The sequence below is a fragment of the Lewinella sp. JB7 genome (assembly GCF_024297185.1).
Classification (GTDB): Bacteria; Bacteroidota; Bacteroidia; order Chitinophagales; family Saprospiraceae; genus Neolewinella.
In genome coordinates this window covers 482,386-506,195 of sequence record NZ_JANCTD010000001.1, presented here as the reverse complement: position 1 = coordinate 506,195, position 23,810 = coordinate 482,386, and the positions used below count along the sequence as shown (strand labels likewise).

Below are 23,810 nucleotides of genomic sequence, written 5' to 3'. Positions count from 1 at the left end.
CTACTCGTTAATTGCCTTTATCACCGCTTCCACCCGCTCGTTCGGTACCGTCATGCTTAGGGTATAGTGGGCGATCTTCCATGCGCCGCGTTCGTCGCGCTTCACGACGGCCGTGCCGCGACAGGGTCCCATCCAGGTGTCGAGGAGCTCGTCCCAGTAAGCTACGTTGCTGTCGGGATCGTGGAACACGTGCCGTTCGGTGGCGGTGAAGTCCCAGGCCTTGCCCGCTTCGAAGTAGGGTTTGGCGAAGGCGTAAAACTCGTCCCGTGTCCAGTGTTCGCCGGGGTCGGTGCCGATGTAGACGGCGTCGGGGGTGAGGGCGTCGAAGAAGGTGTCCGCGTCCGCCCGACCCGCGGCGGCGTGCCAGCCGGTGGCCAGGTCCTCCAGCTGCTGGGCGACGGGGGTGGTCGACGGCAGGGTGCAACCGCTGGTATCGCGGGTGTCCATGATGTTGACGATTCGCCACCGCTCGGCGGACTGCACGAGCTGGAAGGCATTGGTGCCGCAGTGGTGAATTTCTCCGTTGAGGACGAAGGTGTAGGGCGTCCAGGCGGTGGCCAGTCGACCGTCGGTGCGGATCTCGGTGTAGTGGAGTTGCTCGTCCAGAACGCCGGCTTCGGCCCGGTGCAGACCGGCCAGCCACTGATCGATGCTGCCCGGGGTAACGACGGTGTTCCCCGCCCCGTCGACGGAAACGGACTGCAGGCTAGCGCCGGGGTAGAACAGGATGGCCATGCCGGTAGAGTCTCCGGCGCGCATGCCGTCAAACAGCTGGAGGAGGGTAGCCCGGGGCGTATCCTGGGCGGAGAGGAACGGACTGAGGGCCGTAATTAGGAGCAGGAAAAGGAGGCGGAAGGGCATCGGGCGGAATTATGGCTTGCGAAAGCTTGGTTCGGGGGAGTGGACGAACGAGCGTTATGATGGGCTCGGGTGCTAAAAGTAAAACGAATTCGCTCACGCTGCCTGCCACCCTGGCCAGCGCGGTCGTCGTCGGCACGGCACAACCACCCCACCCTCTTTGGGGTTAGTAGGGTCTATGCTTTCCCCAACGACTACCGCTCCCGCGTCCCCGCCCAAAGAAGCCCCCCAAATCCCGCATACCGAACGCTTCATCAGCGTGATCGGAGCGAAGGAACATAACCTGAAGAGCATCGACGTCGAACTGCCCCGCAACGAACTGGTCGTCATTACTGGCCTCAGCGGCAGCGGAAAGTCAAGCCTGGCCTTCGACACGATCTACGCCGAAGGGCAGCGGCGGTACATGGAAACCTTCAGCAGCTACGCCCGTCAGTTTATGGGAACGATGGAGCGCCCCGACGTGGAGCAGATCACCGGCCTGAGTCCGGTCATCTCCATCGAGCAGAAGACCACCAACCGGAGCCCGCGGTCGACCGTAGGCACGGTTACGGAGATCTACGATTTCCTGCGCCTGCTCTTTGCCCGGGCCGGCACTGCCTACAGCCACGTAAGCGGAAAGCCCATGCTGCGGTATACCGAAGAGCAGATGCTGGACCAGATCGCCGAATCTTACGACGGGCGCAAGATCGTGGTGCTGTCGCCCCTGGTCCGCGGCCGTAAGGGGCACTACCGGGAACTGTTCGACCAGGTCAGGAAACAGGGATACACGAAGGTGCGCGTCGACGGGCAGATCGAAGATCTGAGCGAAGGTATGCAGGTGAGCCGCTACAAGGTGCACGACATCGAACTCGTGGTGGACCGCATCAAGATGGGTCCCGAGCGGCTCGACCGGCTCCGGCAGGCCGTAGCCACTTCCCTGAAAATGGGGGAAGGGCTGGTCTTCATTCAGGATGCCGAAACCGGGGAGACCGCCCCCTACTCCAAGAATCTGATGGACGCCGAAAACGGCATCAGCTACGAGGAGCCCAGCCCCAACACCTTTAGTTTTAACTCCCCCTACGGCTACTGCCCCACGTGTAAGGGGCTCGGGCAGGTGAACAGCCCGGACATCACCAAGATCATCCCCGACCGTTCGGTGAGCATCAATAAGGGCGGACTGGCCCCGCTGGGGGATACCCGCGACAACACCACCTTTAAGCAGATCAAGGCCATCGCCAAGGCCGAGAAGTTTAAGCTTAGCGACCCCATCGAACGGATCGACCCCGAAGCCCTGAACGTCATTCTCTACGGGCGTAAGAGCAGCGGCAGGAAGAAGAAGAGCAAGTACGATAAGAGCGCCCACGATATGGTCTGGGACGTGGAGCAGAACGGTCTGGTCAATATGATCGTGCGCTGGTACGAAGAGACCACCAGCGAGCGCATCCGGAGCTGGGCCGAGGAGTTCATGACCATCGACACCTGTCCTACCTGCGACGGCGACCGGCTACGTACCGAAGCACGACACTTTAAGATCAAGAACAAGACCATTAGCGAACTGGCCCGTATGGACCTGGGGGAGCTCGGCGTCTGGATGGAAACGGCCGAGGAGGGCATGGACGAGCGTACGACGCTGATCGCCACCGACATCCTCAAGGAGATTCGCTTCCGCCTGCAATTTTTGCTGCACGTAGGTCTCGGTTACCTGAGTCTCGACCGCCCCGGCCGTACCCTTTCCGGTGGGGAGGCCCAGCGCATCCGGTTGGCGACCCAGATCGGCAGCCAGCTCACCGGCATCACTTACATCCTCGACGAGCCCAGCATCGGCTTACACCAGCGCGACAACCAGCGACTGATCGCGGCCCTACGCGACCTGACCGACATCGGCAATTCGGTCCTGGTGGTCGAGCACGATAAGGACATCATGATGGCGAGCGATTACCTCCTGGACCTGGGGCCGGGGGCCGGCGTGAACGGCGGCTACGTGGTCACGGCGGGCAAGCCGGCGGATTTTTTGCAGGAGAAAAACGCCGGGAGTATCACCAGCGACTATCTCTCCGGCCGCAAGCGGATCGAACTGCCCGAGAAGCGGCGGAAGGGCAGCGGTAAATTTCTCACCCTGAAGGGGGCCGGCGGAAACAACCTGAAGGGCGTCGACATTAAAATTCCCCTCGGCACTCTCACTTGCGTGACCGGCGTATCGGGTAGCGGAAAATCGACCCTCATCAACGAGACCCTCTACCCCATTCTGCGGCAGCACTTTTACAACAGCGTCAAGAAGCCCCTGGAGCACGGACGGGTGTACGGCCTGCAGCACATCGACAAGGTGATCGACATCGACCAGTCGCCCATCGGTCGCACGCCCCGCTCGAACCCGGCGACCTATACCGGGGTGTTTACCGATATCCGCCAGTTGTTCACCAAGCTGCCGGAAGCGATGATCCGGGGGTACAAGCCGGGCCGCTTCAGCTTTAACGTCAAGGGCGGCCGCTGCGAGGTGTGTAAGGGCAGCGGAATGCGGACGATCGAAATGAACTTCCTGCCCGACGTCGAGGTCGAGTGCGAAAACTGCCAGGGTATGCGCTTCAACCGGGAGACGCTGGAGATCCTGTATAAGGGCAAATCGATCACCGATGTTCTGAACATGAGCGTGGCCGAGGCGGCGGATTTCTTTCAGCCCATCCCGAAGATCTACCGGCGGCTGAAGACGCTAAAGGACGTGGGCCTGGGCTACATCACCCTGGGTCAGCGGGCCACTACCCTGTCCGGCGGCGAGGCCCAGCGCGTAAAACTGGCCGAGGAATTAAGTAAGCGGGATACCGGACAGACGGTCTACATCCTGGACGAGCCCACTACGGGACTGCACTTCGAGGATATCAAATACCTACTCAAGGTCCTGCAGAAACTGGTAGACAAGGGCAACACCGTGATCGTGATCGAGCACACGATGGACGTGATCAAGGTTGCCGACTACATAATCGACATGGGTCCGGAAGGGGGCCGGGGCGGCGGGGAAGTGGTCGCTACAGGCACCCCGGAAGACGTCGCCAAGGTGACACAAAGCCATACCGGTCGCTTTCTGCGGGCGGAACTAGGAAACCAATTTTAATTCTGGGTACGGCGAACAGGTGTAAACGGTTAGTTTCACGGAAATTTTTAGCGTCTCCTTGAAAACTGCCCTCGAAGTTCAGTCGTATGCCCTCGTCCTAGTTGTTGAGCGGGGTGATCTAACAATTACCGCGGCCAGCGATCACGCCGCGGAGTTCTGCGGTGTAGCGTCCGATTGCTTACTGGGGAAACCCCTGAATAAACTGTTTCACGCGGACACCGTCGCGGAATTGCGAGATACGGTACGGGAAGACGCACCGGGGGTCTTCGTGCTCAAGGATCTGGAGAAGTGGCCTAACAACGAATATCAGGCCATCGTGTACGCTTTTGCCAAAGAACTGGTCATTGAGGTGGAACCCCGCCGGTTTTGGCCCCATACCGGAGACTACTCCGCCCGACTCAACGACTTTACTACCGAACTGGAAAGTTCACCGACGATCGACACCCTGCTGCAGCACCTTACTGACGGTCTTACCTACCACCTGGGGTATGACCGAGCGATCGTTATGCAGTTCGATCAGGGGTACAACGGCCGAATCACCCACGAACGAAAGCTCAACGATCTTCCCTCTCTGCTGAATATCATGTTTACCTCGAGCGACGTGCCCGCCGCGTCCAGGTATAACCAAGTCGTGGATACGGTGCATAACTTCGTCGACGATCGTCGCGACCTACCCGGCCTGACCGGGAGCTACGGTCCCGGAGCACGGGAGATCATCCGCCGGCTCATCGCCGCCCGGGAGCCCAACGTGCACTACGTCCAGTACCTGCGCGACAACGGTTTGCGCACCGTAGCCTATCTCTCCCTGATCGTCGACGGAAAGCTGTGGGGATCGGTTTACCTTCACGCCGTAGAGCCGCTCTACCTCGACTACCAAATGCGCGCTTTTCTACGGGTTGTCGGCCGGGTCGTCCAACAAAAGATTGCCTACCATATCTATTCGCGGGCGCTGCGGCTGCGGCAGTCGGCCAACCGGCTGCGGGACCAGCTGCAGGACACGATCGTTAATTCGGACAACCTGGCTTCCGGCCTGACGAGCGGTGAAACCACCTTACTGGACCTACTCGATGGTACCCACGGGGCCGCCATCTGTTCCGACGAGGTACTGACGCTGCACGGCGTCACCCCCCACGAAGAGCAGATCAATGCGATCATGAAGTGGTTGAAGCAGACTACGGGGGGAGAATCCGTCTGGTCCACCGATCACCTTGCCCACCTTTGCCCCCCCGCCCAGGACTGCGCCGAAATCTCGGCGGGACTCTTGTTCCTACCCCTCGACGTAGAAGCCAACCAGTGGATCATTTGGTTTAAACCCCAAATGATCCAGACGGTCACCTACGGCAGTACCGACGATGAGCGTAATCCCGGTGCGCGCCGGTTTCAGCTTAGCGACCAGACGCTGCATGGCTATTCCCTCCCCTGGTCACAGGACGATATCGGTACGGCCCAGGCTATCCAGGCATTCATCCAGGACGTGGTCATGAAACGCTACACCGTTGCCCGCAAGCGCAACGAATTGCTCCGCCAGGCGTACGAGGACCTGGAGGTGTTCAGTTACACGGTAGGCCATGATCTGCGGGCGCCCCTGCGGGGGATCTCCAGTTTCGCCGATATCCTCGAGGAAGACTTCGGGGATGTCCTGGGTACGACGGGAAAATCTCACCTGAAGGTCATTCAGGATAACGCGGAGCGGATGCGGGTATTCATGTCGGACCTGCTGGCGCTCAGCCGGATCGACCGGGCCAACATCATCATCAATGAGCTTTCCGTAGCACAGCTCGTGGAGCGCGTCCTGGCCGACCGTACCACCTCCGAACAGCGAAAGTTCACGTGTACCGTGCAGCCGGACATGCCCCCCATCACCGGTGACCGCAACCATCTCATCACCGTATTCACCAACTTGATTTCCAATGCGATCAAGTACAGCTCGCAAAGGGAAGCCCCCCGAATCGAGGTTGGCTTTACGGGTCAGTACCGGAACGGATGCCCTGTCTTTTTCGTTGCCGACAACGGCATCGGCATTCCGGAGGACCAGTACGGGCGCGTCTTCGACCTATTCACCCGCTCCCCGAACGCCGATGAGTTCCAGGGCACCGGCATCGGGCTGGCCCTGGTCAAGCGCATCGTCAACTTCCACGAAGGAGATATCTGGATCGAGAGCGAGGTCGGCGTAGGCACCCGTTTCTACTTCTATACCTGTCCGGATCAGTAAAGCGAATTCCTACGCCGTCACTCCTAGGCGAAGGTAAAGTCGGCCAGGTACCTGGCTCCGGCCGCCGCGCTCTTTACGGGGGTGGAATTTTCGTAATCTTCCTGCTCCAGGATGTAGTACTCCATGCCCTGCTCCTCGGCTACGGCGAGTATCCGGGGGAAGTCGATGGACCCCTTACCGAGGTCCACGGATGCCTCGTGCTCGTCGGGGCCGGCACCCTTCTTCCGGTCCTTGACGTGGCACAGCCGCCACTTGCCCGGATAGTCGTTGAGCCACTTGACGGGGTCCGCGCCGCCGGTCACTACCCAGTAGATGTCCATTTCGTAGTCGACGGTATCGTCGGTGTTATCCATCAGGTAAGCCTGGGGCACGATGCCGTCCACTTCCTCAAAGGTGTAGGCATGATTGTGGTAGGCGAAGCGGATGCCGTGCTCGGCGCAGATCCGCCCGCATTCGTTAAACTTTTCGATCACGGCGTCCCAGCCCGCCTTTCCGTCCTGGGCTCCGATGTAGGGGCAGATCAGGTATTCGACGCCGATGGAGGCGGCCTGTTGCGCCTTTTCCGCGAAGTTTTCGTTGATGTTGCAGTGGGTAGACACCATGGTAAGGCCCAGCTCATCGAGGTAGTCTTTGAACTCCTGCGGCTCCATACCCCAGAACATACCCTGCGCCCCCTCGTAGCCTTCGATCTGCTTGTACCCCATGTCGGCGATTTGTTTTAGGGTGCCCCGGGGGTCGCCGGGCATCATGTCCCGCAGGGTGTATAACTGAATGCCGAAAGCGCCCAGATCGCCGCCGCCGGCCCTTTCCTCGCTTTCCGGAGGGGTGGTTTCCGTGCTTGCATGGTCGCCGCCGCCGTCGCCACAGGCCCAGAGGGGAAGCAGTGCGGCGGAAGCGGAAAGTCCACCGGCCACGCGTAGGAAGGTTCGTCTAGAGTTGATCATATGCAGTTGGTGTAGTGATAGGCCGGTCAATGTAAAGAAAAGTTCGCGGACGATTCTTTACCCGACCGGCCTTCTACACCCCTGGTAAAATGTGATTCCTCAGTTGGCGCGCACGAAACCCTGCAGCGTGATCGCGTAACGGTCGGTGGCCGCATCGTGAGAGATCCGGTACTTCGTGGGGTAATAGCCGGCTTCCTGCCACGCCTGCGGATGCCGCACCTCGGCCGTTACGTCGGGTTTGCTGCGCAAAAATTCCGTAGTGACCATGGGCTCCAGGAAGTTGAGGTGCCCCGCGTACTTGCCGTAAATGAAGGTATGGGTGAAGCTGCCCTCGCCGCTGATCTCGGGAGACCGGAGGTCAACCACGTGAGCTCCCATGCCGGGGACCCCGCCGGGGGTTTCCAGGTAGTCCACGGGTAAGTTGGCGGCCGGAAGCGGTTGGTTGAAGGCCAGGGAATCGTCCGGACCGATCCGGTCGCGCTCCGCTTCCGACATGAAGTAGAAGTGTACGTCAAAGTGGGGCTTGTCGTAAACGTGCATGGGTTCGTGCCCGTGCTCGTTCCAGTCCAGGGTGACGTGATCGTAAGGGGGCAGATCGACCCCGTCGGGTAGTCGCAGCACGTAGGACGGGGGCGGGAATTGACCCGTGGGAAGACCTTCGAGGGCGGCGGCATCGAATTCGACCGCCAGACTCAGGGGTTGACCCGCGGGGTCGGTGCGGACCGCCATCCACGCCCGCCCGTTGCCGAGCGTGATCTCCGGGCCGGTGAAGAGGGTCCGTACGGCCGCGTCTTCCTTACAGGCCGACAGCAGCAGGATAAAGAGAACGAACAAACTACTCTGGGTTTTCATAGCCATACGATTTAGAAAGTGAACGGGAGTACCCACACGTGTCAGACGAACCGGATGCCGTAGCGCTCGCAGATGCCGAACACGGTGGGCATGTCCGGCGGGCCGGCGGGCAGCCCGCCGATCTCCTCGAACATGGTTTCGATCCCCGACGGGAAGGCCGTCAGGATGACGCGGGTGGTGCCGGTGCCGACGGTCTTCCAGCTGTGGGCTACCCCCCGCGGTCCGAAGGCCGTATCGCCCGCGCGCAGTACGGTGGTCTCCCCACCGACGGTGACTTCCAGTTCGCCCTCGAGTACCCGGAATATCTCGTCTTCGTTGTCGTGTACGTGCGGAGGGATCATGACGCCGGGATCGTTCGTTTCCTCGATCACCGTGACCCGGCCCGCCGTATCCTCGCCGGTGAGTTTGAAGGTCATGCGGTCGCCCAGGACGTTGACCCGTTGGCCCTCGTCGCTGCGCACGATGCGGGGCTCGAGCACGGGGTCGCCCGGGGGGGCCGGGCGGGCGGAGAGGGGTCGGAGGGCCGTTGCCGCGCCGGCGGCCAGGGTGGTTCGGAGAAAGGCAATGCGTTTCATACTATGCGGATATTTGGTGAAGTGATCGGGCAGGAAGCCAGGCTTCACTGCTTTCACCAAATTTGGGCCGCTCCCGCGCGCCGCGCCCCACCCAAATGGGTAGTCTAGCGGTAAATACGGGCTACGAGTTCGGCCCTTCCCGCTACGCCGAACTTCGCGTACAGGTGCTTGACGTGGTACTTGAGGGTGTTCTGGCTGATGAAGAGCCGCTCGCTGATGGCCCGGTACGACAGGCCTTCGATGAGTAGGCGGGCGATGCGCTGTTCCTGCTCGGTCAGGGGTTCGGGGCAGCTGCTCAGGTCGATGCCCCGGGTCTGCCGCAGCCGCTGGTAGTTGCTCCAGGCGACGGTCAGGGTGGAGAGTACCGTATCGTCCTGGAAGGGCTTGACGAGGTAACCGTAGGGCCCCTGCTCCACGGCCGCCTCCAGCGTAGCGGGATCGGCGTAGGACGTAAGGAAGATGTAGGGCAGGCGGTAGCGTTCGCGCAGTACCTCGGCAATCTCCAGCCCGCCGGGGCCCGGCCCGAGGTTGATGTCCAGAATCGCGAAATTGGGTTCGGCGGAACGCAGCAGGTCGTAGGCCTGAACGGAGTTTTTGGCCGCGCCGACGACCGCAATGTCGTGACTAGTGAGCAGCGACCGTAGGTCGGTCCGGATGATCGGGTCATCCTCGACGATCAGGACGCGGAGGGCGGCGAGGCTCATGCGGCGAGGGTATATTCCTTGAGTACGATGTCGACGGTGGTACCCGAGCGGCCGTGTACGCTCAGTTCGCCCTCAAGCTTGTCGATCAGCGCGGTGATGAGTTCGTAACCGTAGCTGTCGGACGTCATCAAGGTGGCGGGGTCCGCCATACCGACGCCGTCGTCCTCGACTACGACGTGCAGCCCCCCTTCCCCCTCCCGGATGCTGACCGTAATGCGGCCGCTCTCCCCGGCGGGAAAGGCGTACTTCAGGGCGTTGGACATGAGTTCGTTCAGGATCAGGCCGAGGGGAATCAGCGTATCTACGTCGAGCACCAGCGGTTCGATGTCGGCGACCACCTCGATGCGGCCGGGGGACACCCGGTAGGTGGCCAGCAGGTTCTGCAGCAGTTTGCCGAAGTAGTCACGGATGTCGATGCCCCTCAGGTTGTCCCGTCCGTAGAGATTTTGGTGGATGAGCGCCATGGTCTGCACCCGGCTCCTGCCTTCGTTCAGGGCATCGCGAGCCGCACGGTCGCGGACGTGGCGCGACTGAATACCCAGCAGGGAGGAAATGACCTGCAGGTTATTCTTCACGCGGTGGTGAATCTCGCGGAGCAGCGTATCCTTTTCGCGGAGGGCCTGCCGGATCACCCGGTGCTGGTCGCGAATGCGGTTGCGCTGCCGCCAGAGCAGGTATCCCAGTAGGGACAGTAGGGCGAGTCCCGCCAGGAGAGCCAGGATCACCCGGCGCTGGTTGGCGAGGCGGGCGGCGGAAAGTTCCTGGCGGAGTTCCAGGTTGGCCATTCGCTGCTCGTTCAGCAGTTCCCGCTGGCGGAAGTCATTTTCGAGGCGCAGGGTCGTGAGGGCTTCGACGTTTTCGGCGTTGAGCAGGCTGTCGCGGAGCGCGAAGGCCGCTTCCAGATGGGGCAGTGCTTTGGCCGGATCGGCGGCGGCGTAGCTCTCGTAGAGACCGTGGTGGGCCTCGTAGGCGATCTGGGGGTTGCCCATGTCGTCCGACAGTTCCAGTGCCCGGCGGTAGTGCGTGCGGGCGTCGGAGAGTTGTCCGAGAGCCCGGTGAGCGCGACCGAGTCCGATGCGGCAGTAGGCGGCGTCGCTGGGGTTATCGTGGGCACGGGCCAGTGCGAGTCCGCGCCGGTGATAATTCAGCGCAGCGGCGTACGCTTGTCGGGCGTGGGCGATCTTTCCCAGATTATTCAGGGTGGTGGCGATCTCCGCGTCGAGTCCGATGGAATCCTTTACGGCGAGGCTCCGCAGCAGGTAGGTTTCCGCGGAATCGGGTTCGTTGCGGTCGAGGTAGGCTACGCCGATGTTGTTGAGGGCGGTGGCTTCGCCGCGGGGGTTGCCGCCGTCACGACTCGCCTTCAGGTAGGCGCCGTAGTGACCGATGGCCTTGCCGTAGTCGCGCTGAGCGTGGTAGACCTGTCCGAGATTGTTGTTCACGATAGCGACCGCTCCGGCGTGCCCGAGTCCCTCGAACAGGTTCAGGGCTTCGAGGTAGACCTGCATGGCGGCGCGGTAGTCGCCCCGGGCGTAGTGGATAAGCCCCAGACTATTGCGTACCGTGCCGCGGGGAAAGCTGTCGGTGCCCACGTCAAAAACCGTCAGGGCCCGTGCGTAGCAGTGGGCGGCGCTGTCGAGTTCGCCCCGGGCGCGGTGAGCGGTACCGAGGTTCGCGAGGGCACGGGCGTAGGCCCGCTCGTCTTCCTCCGGCGTAATCGTGGCCAGAACGCGGCGGTGAAAGTGGGCTACGGAGTCCATCATCCCCAGTCGCTGATAGGCGGCGCCGTGGTAGTGGAGCCAGTCTACCCGTTGCCTGATCGTGCCGTGGGGCAGCAGGTCTTCGACCCCGGCCAGCAGGTGGAGGGCCTGACGGGGCTGCAGGGTGAAAAGGGTGTCCGCCGCTTCCAGCGTCTGGCGCAGGCGGGCGGTATCGGGGGGAAGCTCCTGGGCGGGCGCGCGGGTGCTGAAGATTACCACAAGGAGCAATACCCACCGGAAGTTACCGGTCAGGCTGGTGAGTAGGGGCGTGCGTAAGCGGAGCGAGGACATCCTGCCTAAAGTTAGGGGATCGGGCAAACTTGGCAGGTATCCAGGTTACCGAATGCGGAATCGGGTATAAACGATTTGGGAAAGCCATTCACACCTAGTGCTAGCTAGATAATTTTAATGTTTAAACCTGCACATCCGCCACTTTTCCGGTACTTTAATACACAAACATTTTCTGCTATGGGATTCATGAGCGCACCACACCCCGTAATGAAGGGCAAACAGACCATCAAGAACGTGCCCCAGCAGCACGCCTTCGCGCTGGTGGGCGAACAGACCCTTTTCCTGTGCCACCAAATCATGACGCACATGGAACCCCACTGCTACGAGTTCATCCTGGAAGTGGAAATCCCCCCCGACAAGAAGAAGGTGATCCTGGCGGACCGGAAGTCCACCGACCATGCCCACTATTTCGGCAACCGGGAGGGCGGTGAATTCACCCTGCCGTCCGTGGTCGCCGGCCGCGTGACTTCCTTCCGGGCCGACGTATGGACCAGTATTCCGGACAGTAACCCGCCGGATTCGCTGCCTCAGCCTCCCTGGGGGGAGATGCATAACATCACCCCCTGGTTGAGCGACGTAGAGGTGACCATCGTGCGAACGGTACACTACCGGCACCTCAACCGCAACGAGGTGTCCCGCCGGTTCGAGGAGTACATCCTGTTCGGCCGGGGGAAGGAGGCCCATATCCTGCACTCCGTGCGCTGGCAACCGGACTACGATCACCTGGCGTCGCTAGCCACGGCCCCCGACTGGATCACCGAAGACCAGCTCGTAGCGACGGTCAATCTGTCCGTACCGGGCCTGCCCGTCGACCCGAAAACTCCGAACTGCGCCTGCCCCTTCGCTGACGATTCGGTCCACGAGGTGCTGTATTTCGGCTTTACCGAGTTCCACGACGTGAAGGGGCACCCACAGAACCAGATTCCTAAACTCGAGATCCACGTAGCGCGCAACTGGTGGTATTCCACCAAGATCCTCAACTACTGGGAAAATCAGGCCTGTCCGGACAGTACTCAAATCGACTAAATCCACCACCGTGAGCACACTCATTCAAACCAAGATTCAGGATCTCCGCAAGATCATGTCGGAACCCCAGGGCGAGGGAATGCAAGAACTCGGCGCCTGGTTTCTGGGGCCCCGGGGGGAAAGTCGTACCCTACTCCTATCCCTGCTCGAACGGGCCCTGCAGGAGTCCGTGGACGGGCGGCGGACCATCTACCCCGAGGACCCCGCCTGGGCGGACCCCGGCACGGAGGATTACCGGAAGGAAAGCGAATTCATCCACCAGAATTATCAACACCTGATCGAACAACTGGAGGAACACAGCGTGCCCTTCAGCAGCTATCGCTACCAGGGGCACATGCTGTGGGACCAAACGCTGCCCGCCCTGGCCGGCTATTTTGCCGCCCTGCTCTACAACCAAAACAACGTAGCCGCGGAGGCCAGCCCCGTCACCACCGCCCTGGAAATAGAAGTGGCCGCTGAGCTCTGCAAAATGGTCGGTTACCGGTCGAGCAAAAAGCGTACCCCCTGGGGGCACATCACCTGCGGGGGCAGCATCGCGAACATTGAAGCCTTATGGTCGGCGCGTAACACCAAACTGTACCCCGCAGCCCTCTACGCCGCCCTCCGGCTGGACTCGGACCTGGGGTGCCTGGACGGCATCGAAGTGGTACCGACCGGGCCGGACCGGAAGCCCAAGCGCCTCGTCGACTGCGACTGGTGGGAACTCCTGAACCTCTCCGCCGACGTTATTCTTAACCTGCCCGACCAGCTCACCGAGGAAGCCAAGCAGCTTATGCTCAACAAGGACTTTCTGCAGCGGATCGACCGCTACACCGTGCAGTATTTAGGCATGACCGCCTTCGCCGACCAGCTGGACGATCTCCTGGAGGCGGGAGGCGCGTTCCGGCGGGCCGTGGCCGGCATGAAGATCGTCGGCGCGGCTACCGCTCACTACTCTTTGCTCAAGGCCGCCACCCTGCTCGGACTCGGGGGCGGTGCCTTCCATCGGGTGAAAGTGCAACGCAACGCCCGCGTGGATACCGAACACCTCAGCGCGTGCATCCGCGAATTTTCGGCGGCGCGCGTACCGGTCCTGACCGTAGTCGCCATCATGGGAACGACGGAGGAAAGTGCCGTCGACGACCTCACCGCGGTCCTGAATCTCCGGGACGAATTGCGCGGGGAGGGCACGGATTTTTTCGTGCACGCCGACGGCGCCTGGGGGGGGTACTTCGCCTCCCTGCTCCACAAACCGGAGCAGGGTTCCGCGGGTGACCGGCAGTTGAACACTCACCGGAGCACCGTCGTGAGCACTGGCGTGACGGGCGATCAGCTTGCCGCGCTGGTTGCCCGGGCCCAGCTTGCTCAGGGCGCTGGCTCCAACCGCCACTTCGTGCATACCGTGGAAACCGGTCTGAACGAATACACGGAACGACAGCTCCTCCGGCTGCGGGACGCCGATACGATTACCATCGATCCCCATAAGTCCGGTTTCGCGCCCTACCCGGCCGGCGGTTTGCTGTACCGGGACCGTCGGATGCCGGAGATGATCCAGATCACCGCCCCCGTCGTCTACCACGATGGGAAAGCCCCGACGGTCGGGGTATTCGGAGTCGAGGGATCCAAGCCGGGGGCCGCCGCGGCCGGCGTACACTTCAGCCACAAGATCATGTCGCTCGATCAGGGCGGCTACGGCCGCATCCTGGGTCGCTGTAATTTCAACGCGAAGTTGGCCTTCGCGGAATTGGTTGCCCTCAAATCCGACCACTTCACCGTAGCGGTGCTCACCGATCTCACCGCGGATGAACTGGCCGTAGTCCGGAGTTGGGCGGGGCTCTCTAATGCTGAACTCTGGGACCGGCTCGGTAAGCATCCGGAGGAAATGAAAATCTTCCGCCGCACCGGACCGGACCTGAACATCATCACTTACGCCCTCAACCCCATCCTACCGGGCGGGGCGAATACGGACCCAAAGGAGACGAATACCTTCAACAACGCCATTTTCGAAAAACTGAGCGTCCAGAGGATCGGTGACCCCGTTCCGGAGCTCTACGTGACCAGCTCCACCCTGGACGCCGAGCACTCCGAAGCCCCCATCCGCTACCTGCGCACGCAACTGGGCGTACGCCAGGACAGTCAGTTGGCCATGAATTTCCTCATCACCACGATCATGAATCCCTTTCTGTCCGATACGGACAACGGTACGCGCAACATGGTCCCCGAAGTGATCGGTCACCTGTCACGGGCCGCCGAGGAAGTGGCCCGGGAACTGTATGATCCCAATAATCACCCACCAAAATCCTCGAACCATGCAACCCCTGATCGGTCACGCCACAAAATTTCAGCGGACGCAGACGGCATCGCTCCAGGAATTGCTTGACTTTAACCACGCCTGGGAAGTCCTGTTTGCCTACGCCGGACCGGAAATGGCCCTGCGGGAAGTCGGCCTCGGACCCCTGCCCGGCAAGTTTCCGAGTATGGCGATCCGCCAGGTCGTCATGGATAAGCACGCCGCGGGAAATGCCCGGGCGGAGCAGCGCAGCAGGCCCGCCGACGCCTGCGTACTCTGTAAGCTTCCCTTCGGCTCCCGCTACGACGATCCGAATTTCGGACCCATCGTCATCACCCGTAACCGGCGGAACAAATTCTACTGCAACACCTGCGACCTCTTTTTACGCATTTGTCCGGGACAGGTAACGCTGGAACTCCCGATCATGGTCGTTGACGTCAAGCACTCCCGCCGGATCCGTAACCACCCGGACGTGGACCTCTACCGTTACAGTCGTCTCCTGTCGGATTTTCAGTGCACGACGGCCGCCGTCATTCAGAAGCACCTGGGGCTGGTCCTCAATACCGTCGGGGATGCGGTGATCGGCGTGTGGCCGTCCGGTTTCGTCCCGGTCGAACTGCGGGAGAAGTACGGGTGGGATGACGATCAGCCGGCCCGGGTGTCCGCGCGCCTGGCCCTGCGGGCCGCCCGGGAGCTCGCGGATTTGTCCCCTACCGACTTCACGGGTTCGGCCCTGCCGTTTAAGGGGGCGCTGGATTCGACGGAGATGGTGATCTTTTCCGTCCGTTCCTGCGATAAGGTCGCCCAACTCGACTATGCCGATCTGGACGATGCGCTGGCCGGGCCGCCCCTCATCGACGACGACGGCAATTTGCTGTTCGACGCCCCGCCCCGGCAGGAAGAATACCAGAACGGTCCGACGAGCATCGACGTAGCGGGGGAAGCCATTGAGCTGGCCTCGGAACTCTCCGGATACCACCAGTTGGCGGCGGGGGATTTCGCGGTTACCCGGCGCCTGGATCGGGTAGCCGATCAGCTATCCACCGGCTACCGGGAGGTAGCCGAATTCAACGTACCCTTTCGGGTGATCGGGCGGTAAGGAGGCGGGGGCGGGGCCGCGGGAGCAAACCGGATGCTAAACAGCAAACTTACCCGGGTAGATTTCGCTGAAACTCCCGGAATTTAGCGAGTTCGGCGGACTGGGTGCCGCAGTTCTTCTCGGCGGCGCGTTGGTTGATCTCCGCTACCCGGTCGTCCGGGTTGGGGTGGGTACTGAGGAAGGCGGGCGGGTTGGCGCTGCCCTGGATCATTTCGAAGAAGCCGGCCGCCCCGTTGGCGGCGTAGTCGGTAGCGCAGAGGTAGTCGACCGAGCGATCGTCGGCCTCGGACTCGTCGCTGCGGCTGAACTGCAGGGTGAGTAGGCCGCTGGCGATCTGACTGAGCAGGCCGGGGTCACCCCCGGAGATCAGACTCAGTAGTGTGGAGATGCCGTACTGTTTGGTGAGCTGGTTGGTCGAGTGACGTTCGGCGGCGTGGGCGATCTCGTGGGCCATCACGCCGGCCAACTGGTCGCCGGTTTCCAGGCGCTGCACGAGACCGGTGTAGACGTACAGGTAACCGCCGGGCGTAGCGAAGGCGTTCTCCACGTCCTTATTGATGATGGCAACTTTATAGGGGAAAAGGTCGGCGTAGGGAACGTTACCCTCCGCGACGATCTCGTCGACCATACCCTGTAGGTAGGCGTAGGCTTCGGGGTAGTCCTGAACCGAAAGAATCGGGAACTCCCGGGGCTCGCTGCGGATCTGCTGGTCGGTCTGCTGTCCCAGTTCCAGATCCTGCTGTACGGAAAAGACGTTGAAGTCACCGTCTTCCGAACAGGCGACAGTGCAGATAGAAAGGAGTAGAAAAAGAAGGGGAACAAGGGCGGATTTCACGGACATAGTTTCCTACTGAAACGAGGCAAACCGGGCGGCGTGTTCGGCCGAAAAATAAAGTGAGCGGCCCCGGAGCGCGATATATATGTATTGGCGTAAATTGTTGTTGACACAAGCGCTCACGAATACATTAAACGCCCATTAATTTATCTCCTAACATTTTGAACTGAGCCGATTTACACGTAATTTAAGGAAGCTGATTACACCCCTCCACCGGAAGGCACACCATAGCTGATTTATCGCCTGCGGGCGACTGCACTACCGGAACCCCGTTCACACCCCTCCTACCCAAGCAACCGCACCGAACCCATACATCCGCCGAGTCATCGGCCGGTTTCCGCGTGCGCGTTGCCTTCATCAGTTTTTCGAACACTATTAACAAACCTGCCATGCGAAACTTCTACTCATCACTCACCGGCAAAGCCCTTGCCACGGCGCTGCTGTGCTTCCTCCTCTCCGGAGGGCTGCTGGCCTCCGCGGACTTCACCTGCTTTATTAAATGCCCGCCCAATATCATGCTGGACTGCGGCGCTAATTCTGATCCGGGCATAACCGGACGCCCGTACTTCGAACCGGTCTGCGCAATCCCGAATCCGGGCCCTGGGGACTATACCTATGTCGACGTAGTTGGCTCCCTACCCGGTTACTCTAAAGTAATCTACCGGGAGTTTTCGGGTTTCGACCCTAGCTATGGCCCCAGCACCTGCACCCAGATCATCTACTTCAGGAATGATGATACGAACAATACGCCCCCCGCATTCGAGGACTGCCCGGCTGACGTTACCGTGAACAGCGCAGCGGAAATTCCCCCGGTGGCAAATCCGACCGCGGGTCCGGGGGTCGTAGTGACCTACAACGGAGAAACCATCGACGAATCCTGCGGACCCGAAAGCTACACCATCACCCGGATGTGGACCGCCGTAGACGAATGTGGTAATGAGGCGGTGTGTAAGCAGAAGATTACCGTCAAGAAGAAGCTCACCAACGATTGCTACTCCCTGGAGTACGCGATGGAGTACAACGAGGAAAGGAATACGACCCGCTTCACCTACGAGCTGTGTCTGATCGGGAGAAACTGTAAGGACATTTCCAATATCCGCTTCTCCATCCCCTGCAATATGCCGAAGGAGTATCTGCTGGAAAGCTCGTCGAGCCTGAGGGGCCTTAAAGTGGAGATCAACAACAGGACCGGTCGCTGCGACGGCCGCTACGACGTCCAGTTCGAAGGCTTTGCGGATGGCGTCATGAAGAAGGATCCCAACAAGTGCATCACCTTCAGCTACCTCCTGAAGGGTGACCTCCGGGAGCACGTCACCGACGTGAAGATCAAGGCCGGTAATCAGACCGGTCTGGACTTCCTGGGCCTGCAGATGGACGGCAGCTGCGAGGAAGGTGAGCCTACGGCCCTTAGCACCAGTACGAGCACCGGGCAGAAGTACCGCGGGCGCAGCGGTAAGGTCAACGTCGGCACCCCCGGCTCCCTCACGGAGGGTATTTCGGAGGTAAGCGTCTTCCCCAACCCCACCCGCGAACAACTGACGCTGGGACTTACTTCCGCCAGCGAGCAGCGGGTTGACCTGCAGGTCATCGACGCGGTAGGCCGTACTAAGCTAACGCGCGCCGTAGAGGTGATCCCCGGCGGTAACCGGATCGAATTGAACGTCGCGGACCTGCCCGCCGGTTTGTACCGGGTGATCCTCACCCCCACGGAGGGACAGCGGACCGTTTACCCCTTCCTGCGGATGCAGCGGTAAGCTGATCCGGTCCCGTAGGGCTTGCTGAAGACCCCCCATCCGCCGCGGCGGATGGGGGGTCTTTGTTTTGGGATAGCCGGCTCCCGCGCGCCGCCGCCCCGTAAGTACGACCCACCCCACAGGCTTATGCGTGACCGGACGATAAAGGACATAAAATGCATAGTGATCGAAAAAAAAGCTTTCCTATCCTTTCAATAACAAGTTATAACACTTATATTATAAAGCCGTACCGCCCCGCCCCCCTTACACCCGTTAGATCCTCACCCCCCCGAATTAGAATTTTTTCCTCCCGTGCTGCCGCTGACGGCCGGACCCACCCGTGGTGGCCCTGGTCCGGCACCGGGAAGCGGACTCTGTCACTTGCTAAAACACATTGCTATGGACAACTTCTACTCGATTCGGCTTTACCGTCCGTCCGTTAAAAACAGGCTCCTCCGTGGGCTGTCGCGGATGGGGTTACTCTCGTTGATCGTACTAGCGACAACTACGGTCGGGCGCCCCGGCGCCACGTCCGCTATCCTCCCTTCCAGCCCGCACTCTCCCACGGTTACGCTGCCGGTTAGTACGGAGGCGGAGGTAACCTGTATCATCAGTTGCCCACCGGACATCGTGATCGATTGTAACACCTCTACGAACCCTTCGCGAACGGGTAGGCCATGGTTCAATCACGACTGCGACGACGGTAATTTTACCTACGAAGACGAGATAACCGTTACGGAATGTAGCCGGATTATATCGCGCAAGTGGTCGGGCACCAACTCCGATGGACTCACTACGACATGCACTCAGACAATCACGCAAAAAGATGACAAAATAGCCCCCGTGCCGCCCGTGGCGCCAAAGGATACCCTCGTGCAGTGTGCGGACGATATCCCCTCCCCGGAGTTGTTGACCGCTCAGGACAATTGCGACGGCGGGATAACGGTAAGCCCGACCGATCAGGATACTCCGAGCAGCCCGTGTGAGCACTCCTTTACCCGGACACGCACCTGGACCTTCACCGACAGCTGCGGCAACAGCGCAAGTATTACGCAAATAATTACCGTAAAGGATACCATCCCTCCGGACATGCCTTACGTGCAGCCCGACTCGACCTACAGTTGCATTGAGGACGCACCGATCCGGCTCATCAACAGAACGCTAACGGCCCAGGATAACTGCGATGGATTCATCACCGCCAATCCGACCATCAGGGTAGAGAGCGGAGATTGCGTAAACGATTATATCATATACCGGACCTGGACCTTCACGGATGCCTGCGGCAATAGTGACAGCGTTACGCAAACGTTCACCGTACTGGATACCGTCCCCCCCGAATTGATCGGCTCGGTACCTCAGGATACCATAGTGGAGTGCGCCGACGACGTGCCGGCGGGAATGTCGCTGACGGCCGAGGATAATTGTGCGTCCGACCCCGAGATCACGGTGGAACCCGATCCGGACAAAATCGTGGATAGCCTATGCATAAATCAGTATACGATCCTACGCACCTGGACTTTCACGGATGTCTGCGGCAATTCGAAATCATACACCCAAACCATCAAGGTAGCGGACACCAGCCCCCCGGTACCCGATCCGGCACCCGACGACCTCACGTTTCAGTGCAGGAAGGAACTCCCGGAATCTTTCGGTCCCGATACGCTGACCGCCACGGACAATTGCGACGACGGCGTGATCAAAGCCGTACCTGCTTTGGATACCATTAAGAATGGTATTTGCCCGAATGACTTCAAAATCCTGCGTACCTGGACCTTCGCGGACAGTTGCGGCAACGACACCAGCGTCACTCAGACCATCACTGTACTCGACACCACCCCACCCGCGCCGGAAGCCCCACCCGGTGACCTCCAGTTTGTGTGCAGGGACGAGGTGCCGGACTCCCTAAGTCTTCGGGTACTTACCGCCACGGACAACTGCGACAGCCTGATCATGGCCACTCCGTCGGTAACGGAAATGGACGGAAAATGCAAAAACGACGTCACGCTGGTCTATAAGTGGACTTTCACGGATAGCTGCGGTAATTCCGCCAGCGTCATCCAGAACGTCGTCGTGCGGGATAGCCTGGCACCCGTACCACCCCCGCCGCCCGCCGATACCACCGTAGCGTGCGCGGATGATATTCCCGGCGCTATCCCCTTAACCGCCACCGACAACTGCGACGGCGAGATCACGGTAAGCCCGTCGGTCAGGGATATTCCGGGCGGTTGTGCCCATAGCTTTACCCGGGTCCGTACCTGGACCTTCGAGGACGGCTGCGGCAACAGCGCGGAGGTCAGTCAACGCATCACCGTATTCGACGATGAAGCTCCGGTGCCGCCCGCCGCGCCGGCTTCGCTGTTTTTGGATTGCGTGGATGACATCCCCGCCCCGGTGAACCTAACCGCCCAGGACAACTGCGACGGTACGGTCGCGGGTGTCGCCGTTGATGAGGATTACTTCGGCGATTGTCCGAATGACCTGCTGCGCATTCGCACGTGGACCTTCACGGATGACTGCGGCAACAGCGAAAGCATCTTCCAGTTTTTCTTCGTGTTCGACTTGACCGATCCGGTTCCGCCGCAGGCACCCGGTGATATCGTAGTGGAATGCGCGATCGACATTCCCGCCCCGGCGATGCTCGTCGCTCAGGACAACTGCGACGGGAATATCGCGGGCGTTCCCTTCGACCGGGATATACCCGGCATCTGCCCGAACCGCTTCACCCGCATCCGTACCTGGACCTTTACGGACCAGTGTGGCAACAGTTCCGAAGTAAGCCAGAGGATCACCGTCTTTGATCGTACCGCTCCGGTTCCGCCCGCCGTGGCCCCCTTCGTCAACGTGGAGTGCGCAAAGGACATCCCCGCGGCCGCGGGGCTTTTCGCCTTCGATAACTGTGACGGCCTGGTCTTTGCCGCCCCAGTGGACTTCGACGTGCCGGGTAGGTGTCCGAATAACTTCATCCGCATTCGTACCTGGACCTTCACGGACCGCTGTGGCAACCGATCCGTCGCCCGGCAGGTTATTCAGGTATCCGATAATGCCGCGCCGGCACCCCCCCCGGCGCCCGCCGACATCGTAGTGGAATGCGCCATCGACATCCCGGTCGCCCCACCACTCTTCGCGCAGGACAACTGCGACGGTCTGATTCTTGGCGTCCCGGCGGATATCGATTTTCCGGGTGTTTGCGCGAATAACTTTACCCGGATCCGCACCTGGACCTTTACGGACGGCTGTGGCAACTTCTCCAGAGTCAGCCAGCGAATCACCGTGATGGACCGGACCGCCCCGGTACCGCCTGAGGCACCGGAGGACCTATCACTACTGTGCAGAAATGACGTACCGGATTCCCTCCATTTCGACACCCTCGTCGCTACGGACAATTGCGCCGGTCTCATCATCGCAACGCCATCCGTAGATACCCTCCGGCAGGGAACGTGTCCCAACGATTTCACCCTCCTGCGTACCTGGACCTTCAGGGACGGTTGCGGCAACGACACGAGTGTCACCCAGACCATAAACGTGCTCGACACCCTGGCCCCCGTGCTGATCGATCCCATACCCCGCGACACCGTAGTGGAGTGCGCCGAAGATCTGCCCCCGGCCCAACTACTGACCGCCGTGGACAACTGCGATAGCACCTTCTCGGTAGCCCCGAGCGAGGTAGTGATTCCGGACAGTTTCTGCGTGAATCGCTTCACGATTCTTCGCGCCTGGACCTTCACGGACAGCTGTGGCAACTCCAGCAGTTACGACCAGATCATCCGGATCACCGATACCCTATCGCCGATATTCGTCATGTGTCCCCCGGATACTACGGTGCAGAGTCCGAACGATGTACCTCCCGTTGCTACGCCGATGATCCGGGAGGTATGCGGCTCGGTTGTGGAACCGATTTACCGGGGAGAATCGCAGAGCGATCCGGACGAAAACGGAACCTATACGCTGACCCGGACCTGGGTGGCAAGCGACTCCTGCGAATACCTCGATTCGTGTACCCAGGTCATTACGGTCCATACGGTCGTCGCCCGGGCCAGGGTCAGCCTGTACCCCAATCCGGCCCGCGACCTCCTGACCGTGCGCTTTGGTTCGACGAGCGATCAGCGGATTATGCTGGAAGTCGTCGATGCACTGGGCAGAAGAATCAGTAATCGCGTGGTCCACGCCCTACCCGGCGACAACCAGGTAGAATTGAACGTAGGCAATCTTCCCGGAGGTCACTACCGGGTGATCCTCACTCCCGCGGTAGGACGGCGAAGTGCTCATTCCTTCCTGCGGGTGGAGCGTTAACTCCCGTAAGACGGATCAATCACTGCGCCCCCCCTTGCACCACGGTACAAGGGGGGGCTTTTTGTGGGTGTACGGTCGTTGCTCGCGGTTGAAGTCCGCATTATGCCGGTGCGGTTATCTTAGCCGGGAAACACCCCCGCATGCAACCTTCCATCACCGTCGGCCTGCTTGGCTTCGGCCTTTCCGGGCGCTACCTTCAGTCTCCCTTTTACCGTGCTCATCCGGGGTTCCGGGTGGGTCGGGTCATGACCAGCCGGGCCGCTGAGCTCGCGGAAGTATTTCCCGGGTTGGAGCCCACCGACCGCGCGGAAACGGTGCTGGAAGACCCCGACATCGATCTGGTGAGCATTGCCACGCCAAACGCGACCCACTACGAACTGGCGCGAGCCGCCCTGGAGGCCGGCAAGCACGTACTGGTGGATAAGCCCGCCTGCGCCACCGCCGCCCAAGTCCGGGAACTGCGCGACCTGGCCGCGGCAAAGGGACGGTGTCTGTACGTCTTTCAGAACCGGCGCTGGGACAGTGACTTCCTTACGGTCCGGCAACTGCTCGGCGGGGATTCGCTCGGAGAGCTGGTCAACTACGAGGCCCGGTATGACCGCTGGAAGCCGGAACCGAACACGAAGCCCTGGAAGGAAAAGCCGGGTCCCGGTGCCGGCATGCTTTACGATCTCGGTGCCCACATCCTGGATCAGGCGATCTGTCTGTTCGGCCGTCCGGAGGAGGTGAGTGGCCGGACGTGGACGGAGCGCGACGACTCCACCATCCCCGATGCCTTCCGCCTGCAACTACGGTACGCGGCACCACTCCACGTCAACCTGTCGTGTAGTCTGCTCGTCCGTGAGCCCACCCCCCGGTACACCCTGCACGGGCGGCGGGGGAGTTACGTGAAGTACGGTATCGACGTGCAGGAAGATCAGTTGCGCGCGGGACTAAGCCCCGGAGCGGCGGGCTTCGGGGGTGAGCCGACGGAACAGCGCGGAATGCTCCACACCGAAGTGGGTGGGCTCACCGTACGCGGCCCCGTCGACACCCTGTCCGGCCACTGGATGGGCCTATTCGACAACCTGTACCGGGTGATCACCGAGAACGCCGCGCCCGCCGTCCCCCTGGATGACGTCGTGGCACAACTGGAAATTATCGAGGCGGTTTCCGCGTGAAGCGGGAGCGAGGGAAGGTGCACTTAACCAGGGTGCGCGCGTAACGAAGGTGGGTAGCAGCAGCGACAATTTCTTTGTCGAATTAGCGCGGGGCTTCGCGGCTTTTGTTGTAAGTTA

At 60.9% G+C, this 23,810-nt stretch carries 15 protein-coding genes; 8 read left to right on the top strand and 7 right to left on the bottom strand.

Going from position 1 to position 23,810, the window contains the following annotated elements; translation table 11 throughout:
- Positions 1-861, bottom strand: a complete 861-nt coding sequence (locus NMA52_RS01905) for a nuclear transport factor 2 family protein (RefSeq protein ID WP_254825938.1) — start codon at positions 859-861, stop codon at positions 1-3.
- A 175-nt stretch (positions 862-1,036) separates the two neighbouring features.
- Between NMA52_RS01905 and uvrA the strand changes: the two genes are divergently transcribed.
- Together uvrA and NMA52_RS01895 are read left to right on the top strand one after the other, a co-directional pair.
- A complete protein-coding gene (gene uvrA / locus NMA52_RS01900) occupies positions 1,037-3,943 on the top strand; it encodes an excinuclease ABC subunit UvrA (RefSeq protein ID WP_254825937.1) in 2,907 nt (968 codons plus the stop codon).
- 58 nt (positions 3,944-4,001) lie between these two features.
- A complete protein-coding gene (locus NMA52_RS01895; protein WP_254825936.1) occupies positions 4,002-6,155 on the top strand; it encodes an ATP-binding protein in 2,154 nt (717 codons plus the stop codon).
- A 23-nt stretch (positions 6,156-6,178) separates the two neighbouring features.
- Here NMA52_RS01895 and NMA52_RS01890 read toward each other — a convergent pair whose 3' ends face one another.
- From NMA52_RS01890 to NMA52_RS01870, 5 genes are all read right to left on the bottom strand, one after another.
- Positions 6,179-7,099 carry a sugar phosphate isomerase/epimerase gene (locus NMA52_RS01890; protein WP_254825935.1) on the bottom strand — a complete coding sequence of 307 codons (921 nt, stop codon included), beginning with the start codon at positions 7,097-7,099 and terminating at the stop codon, positions 6,179-6,181.
- A gap of 99 nt (positions 7,100-7,198) precedes the next feature.
- Entirely contained in the window at positions 7,199-7,951 is a 753-nt protein-coding gene (locus tag NMA52_RS01885) for a DUF5602 domain-containing protein (RefSeq protein WP_254825934.1), read from the bottom strand.
- A 41-nt stretch (positions 7,952-7,992) separates the two neighbouring features.
- Entirely contained in the window at positions 7,993-8,526 is a 534-nt protein-coding gene (locus NMA52_RS01880) for a cupin domain-containing protein (RefSeq protein ID WP_254825933.1), read from the bottom strand.
- Positions 8,527-8,630: 104 nt separating this feature from the next.
- Positions 8,631-9,230 carry a DNA-binding response regulator gene (locus NMA52_RS01875; RefSeq protein WP_254825932.1) on the bottom strand — a complete coding sequence of 200 codons (600 nt, stop codon included), beginning with the start codon at positions 9,228-9,230 and terminating at the stop codon, positions 8,631-8,633.
- Positions 9,227-11,281, bottom strand: a complete 2,055-nt coding sequence (locus tag NMA52_RS01870) for a tetratricopeptide repeat protein (protein ID WP_254825931.1) — start codon at positions 11,279-11,281, stop codon at positions 9,227-9,229. Before NMA52_RS01870 ends, NMA52_RS01875 begins: the two co-directional genes overlap by 4 nt.
- Before the next feature lie 177 nt (positions 11,282-11,458).
- Here NMA52_RS01870 and NMA52_RS01865 point away from each other — a divergent pair, with 177 nt between their 5' ends.
- The 3 genes from NMA52_RS01865 to NMA52_RS01855 are packed head-to-tail and all read left to right on the top strand — an operon-like array spanning position 11,459 to position 15,675.
- The gene (locus NMA52_RS01865) at positions 11,459-12,307 is read left to right on the top strand and encodes a hypothetical protein (RefSeq protein ID WP_254825930.1); all 849 of its coding nucleotides are present in this window, start codon (positions 11,459-11,461) and stop codon (positions 12,305-12,307) included.
- Between the two features lie 10 nt (positions 12,308-12,317).
- Positions 12,318-14,666, top strand: a complete 2,349-nt coding sequence (locus NMA52_RS01860; protein ID WP_254825929.1) for a pyridoxal-dependent decarboxylase — start codon at positions 12,318-12,320, stop codon at positions 14,664-14,666.
- Positions 14,596-15,675, top strand: coding sequence for a hypothetical protein (locus NMA52_RS01855; RefSeq protein ID WP_254825928.1), 1,080 nt, complete (start codon positions 14,596-14,598; stop codon positions 15,673-15,675). The genes NMA52_RS01860 and NMA52_RS01855 overlap by 71 nt, the downstream gene beginning before the upstream one ends.
- A 49-nt stretch (positions 15,676-15,724) precedes the next feature.
- Here NMA52_RS01855 and NMA52_RS01850 read toward each other — a convergent pair whose 3' ends face one another.
- On the bottom strand, positions 15,725-16,510 hold the full coding sequence (locus NMA52_RS01850; protein ID WP_254825927.1) for a M48 family metalloprotease: 786 nt from the start codon (positions 16,508-16,510) through the stop codon (positions 15,725-15,727).
- Positions 16,511-16,899: 389 nt separating this feature from the next.
- On the opposite strand from NMA52_RS01850, the gene NMA52_RS01845 reads away from it, so the two are divergent.
- The 3 genes from NMA52_RS01845 to NMA52_RS01835 all read left to right on the top strand — a co-directional run bounded on the left by NMA52_RS01845 (position 16,900) and on the right by NMA52_RS01835 (position 23,693).
- Positions 16,900-18,264: a T9SS type A sorting domain-containing protein gene (locus NMA52_RS01845; protein ID WP_254825926.1), complete on the top strand. Its 1,365-nt coding sequence runs from the start codon at positions 16,900-16,902 to the stop codon at positions 18,262-18,264.
- Positions 18,265-19,095: 831 nt separating this feature from the next.
- Positions 19,096-22,533: a T9SS type A sorting domain-containing protein gene (locus NMA52_RS19035; protein ID WP_254825925.1), complete on the top strand. Its 3,438-nt coding sequence runs from the start codon at positions 19,096-19,098 to the stop codon at positions 22,531-22,533.
- A gap of 140 nt (positions 22,534-22,673) precedes the next feature.
- Positions 22,674-23,693, top strand: a complete 1,020-nt coding sequence (locus tag NMA52_RS01835; protein ID WP_254825924.1) for a Gfo/Idh/MocA family oxidoreductase — start codon at positions 22,674-22,676, stop codon at positions 23,691-23,693.
- Positions 23,694-23,810: the final 117 nt, after the last annotated feature.

Bases quoted from the DNA above. Each gene is read 5' to 3' on its own strand.
- NMA52_RS01905 (WP_254825938.1), bottom strand. From the start codon at position 861: ATGCCCTTCCGCCTCCTTTTCCTGCTCCTAATTACGGCCCTCAGTCCG.
- uvrA (WP_254825937.1), top strand. From the start codon at position 1,037: ATGCTTTCCCCAACGACTACCGCTCCCGCGTCCCCGCCCAAAGAAGCC.
- NMA52_RS01890 (WP_254825935.1), bottom strand. From the start codon at position 7,099: ATGATCAACTCTAGACGAACCTTCCTACGCGTGGCCGGTGGACTTTCC.
- NMA52_RS01885 (WP_254825934.1), bottom strand. From the start codon at position 7,951: ATGAAAACCCAGAGTAGTTTGTTCGTTCTCTTTATCCTGCTGCTGTCG.
- NMA52_RS01880 (WP_254825933.1), bottom strand. From the start codon at position 8,526: ATGAAACGCATTGCCTTTCTCCGAACCACCCTGGCCGCCGGCGCGGCA.
- NMA52_RS01875 (WP_254825932.1), bottom strand. From the start codon at position 9,230: ATGAGCCTCGCCGCCCTCCGCGTCCTGATCGTCGAGGATGACCCGATC.
- NMA52_RS01870 (WP_254825931.1), bottom strand. From the start codon at position 11,281: ATGTCCTCGCTCCGCTTACGCACGCCCCTACTCACCAGCCTGACCGGT.
- NMA52_RS01865 (WP_254825930.1), top strand. From the start codon at position 11,459: ATGGGATTCATGAGCGCACCACACCCCGTAATGAAGGGCAAACAGACC.
- NMA52_RS01855 (WP_254825928.1), top strand. From the start codon at position 14,596: ATGCAACCCCTGATCGGTCACGCCACAAAATTTCAGCGGACGCAGACG.
- NMA52_RS01845 (WP_254825926.1), top strand. From the start codon at position 16,900: ATGCGAAACTTCTACTCATCACTCACCGGCAAAGCCCTTGCCACGGCG.
- NMA52_RS01835 (WP_254825924.1), top strand. From the start codon at position 22,674: ATGCAACCTTCCATCACCGTCGGCCTGCTTGGCTTCGGCCTTTCCGGG.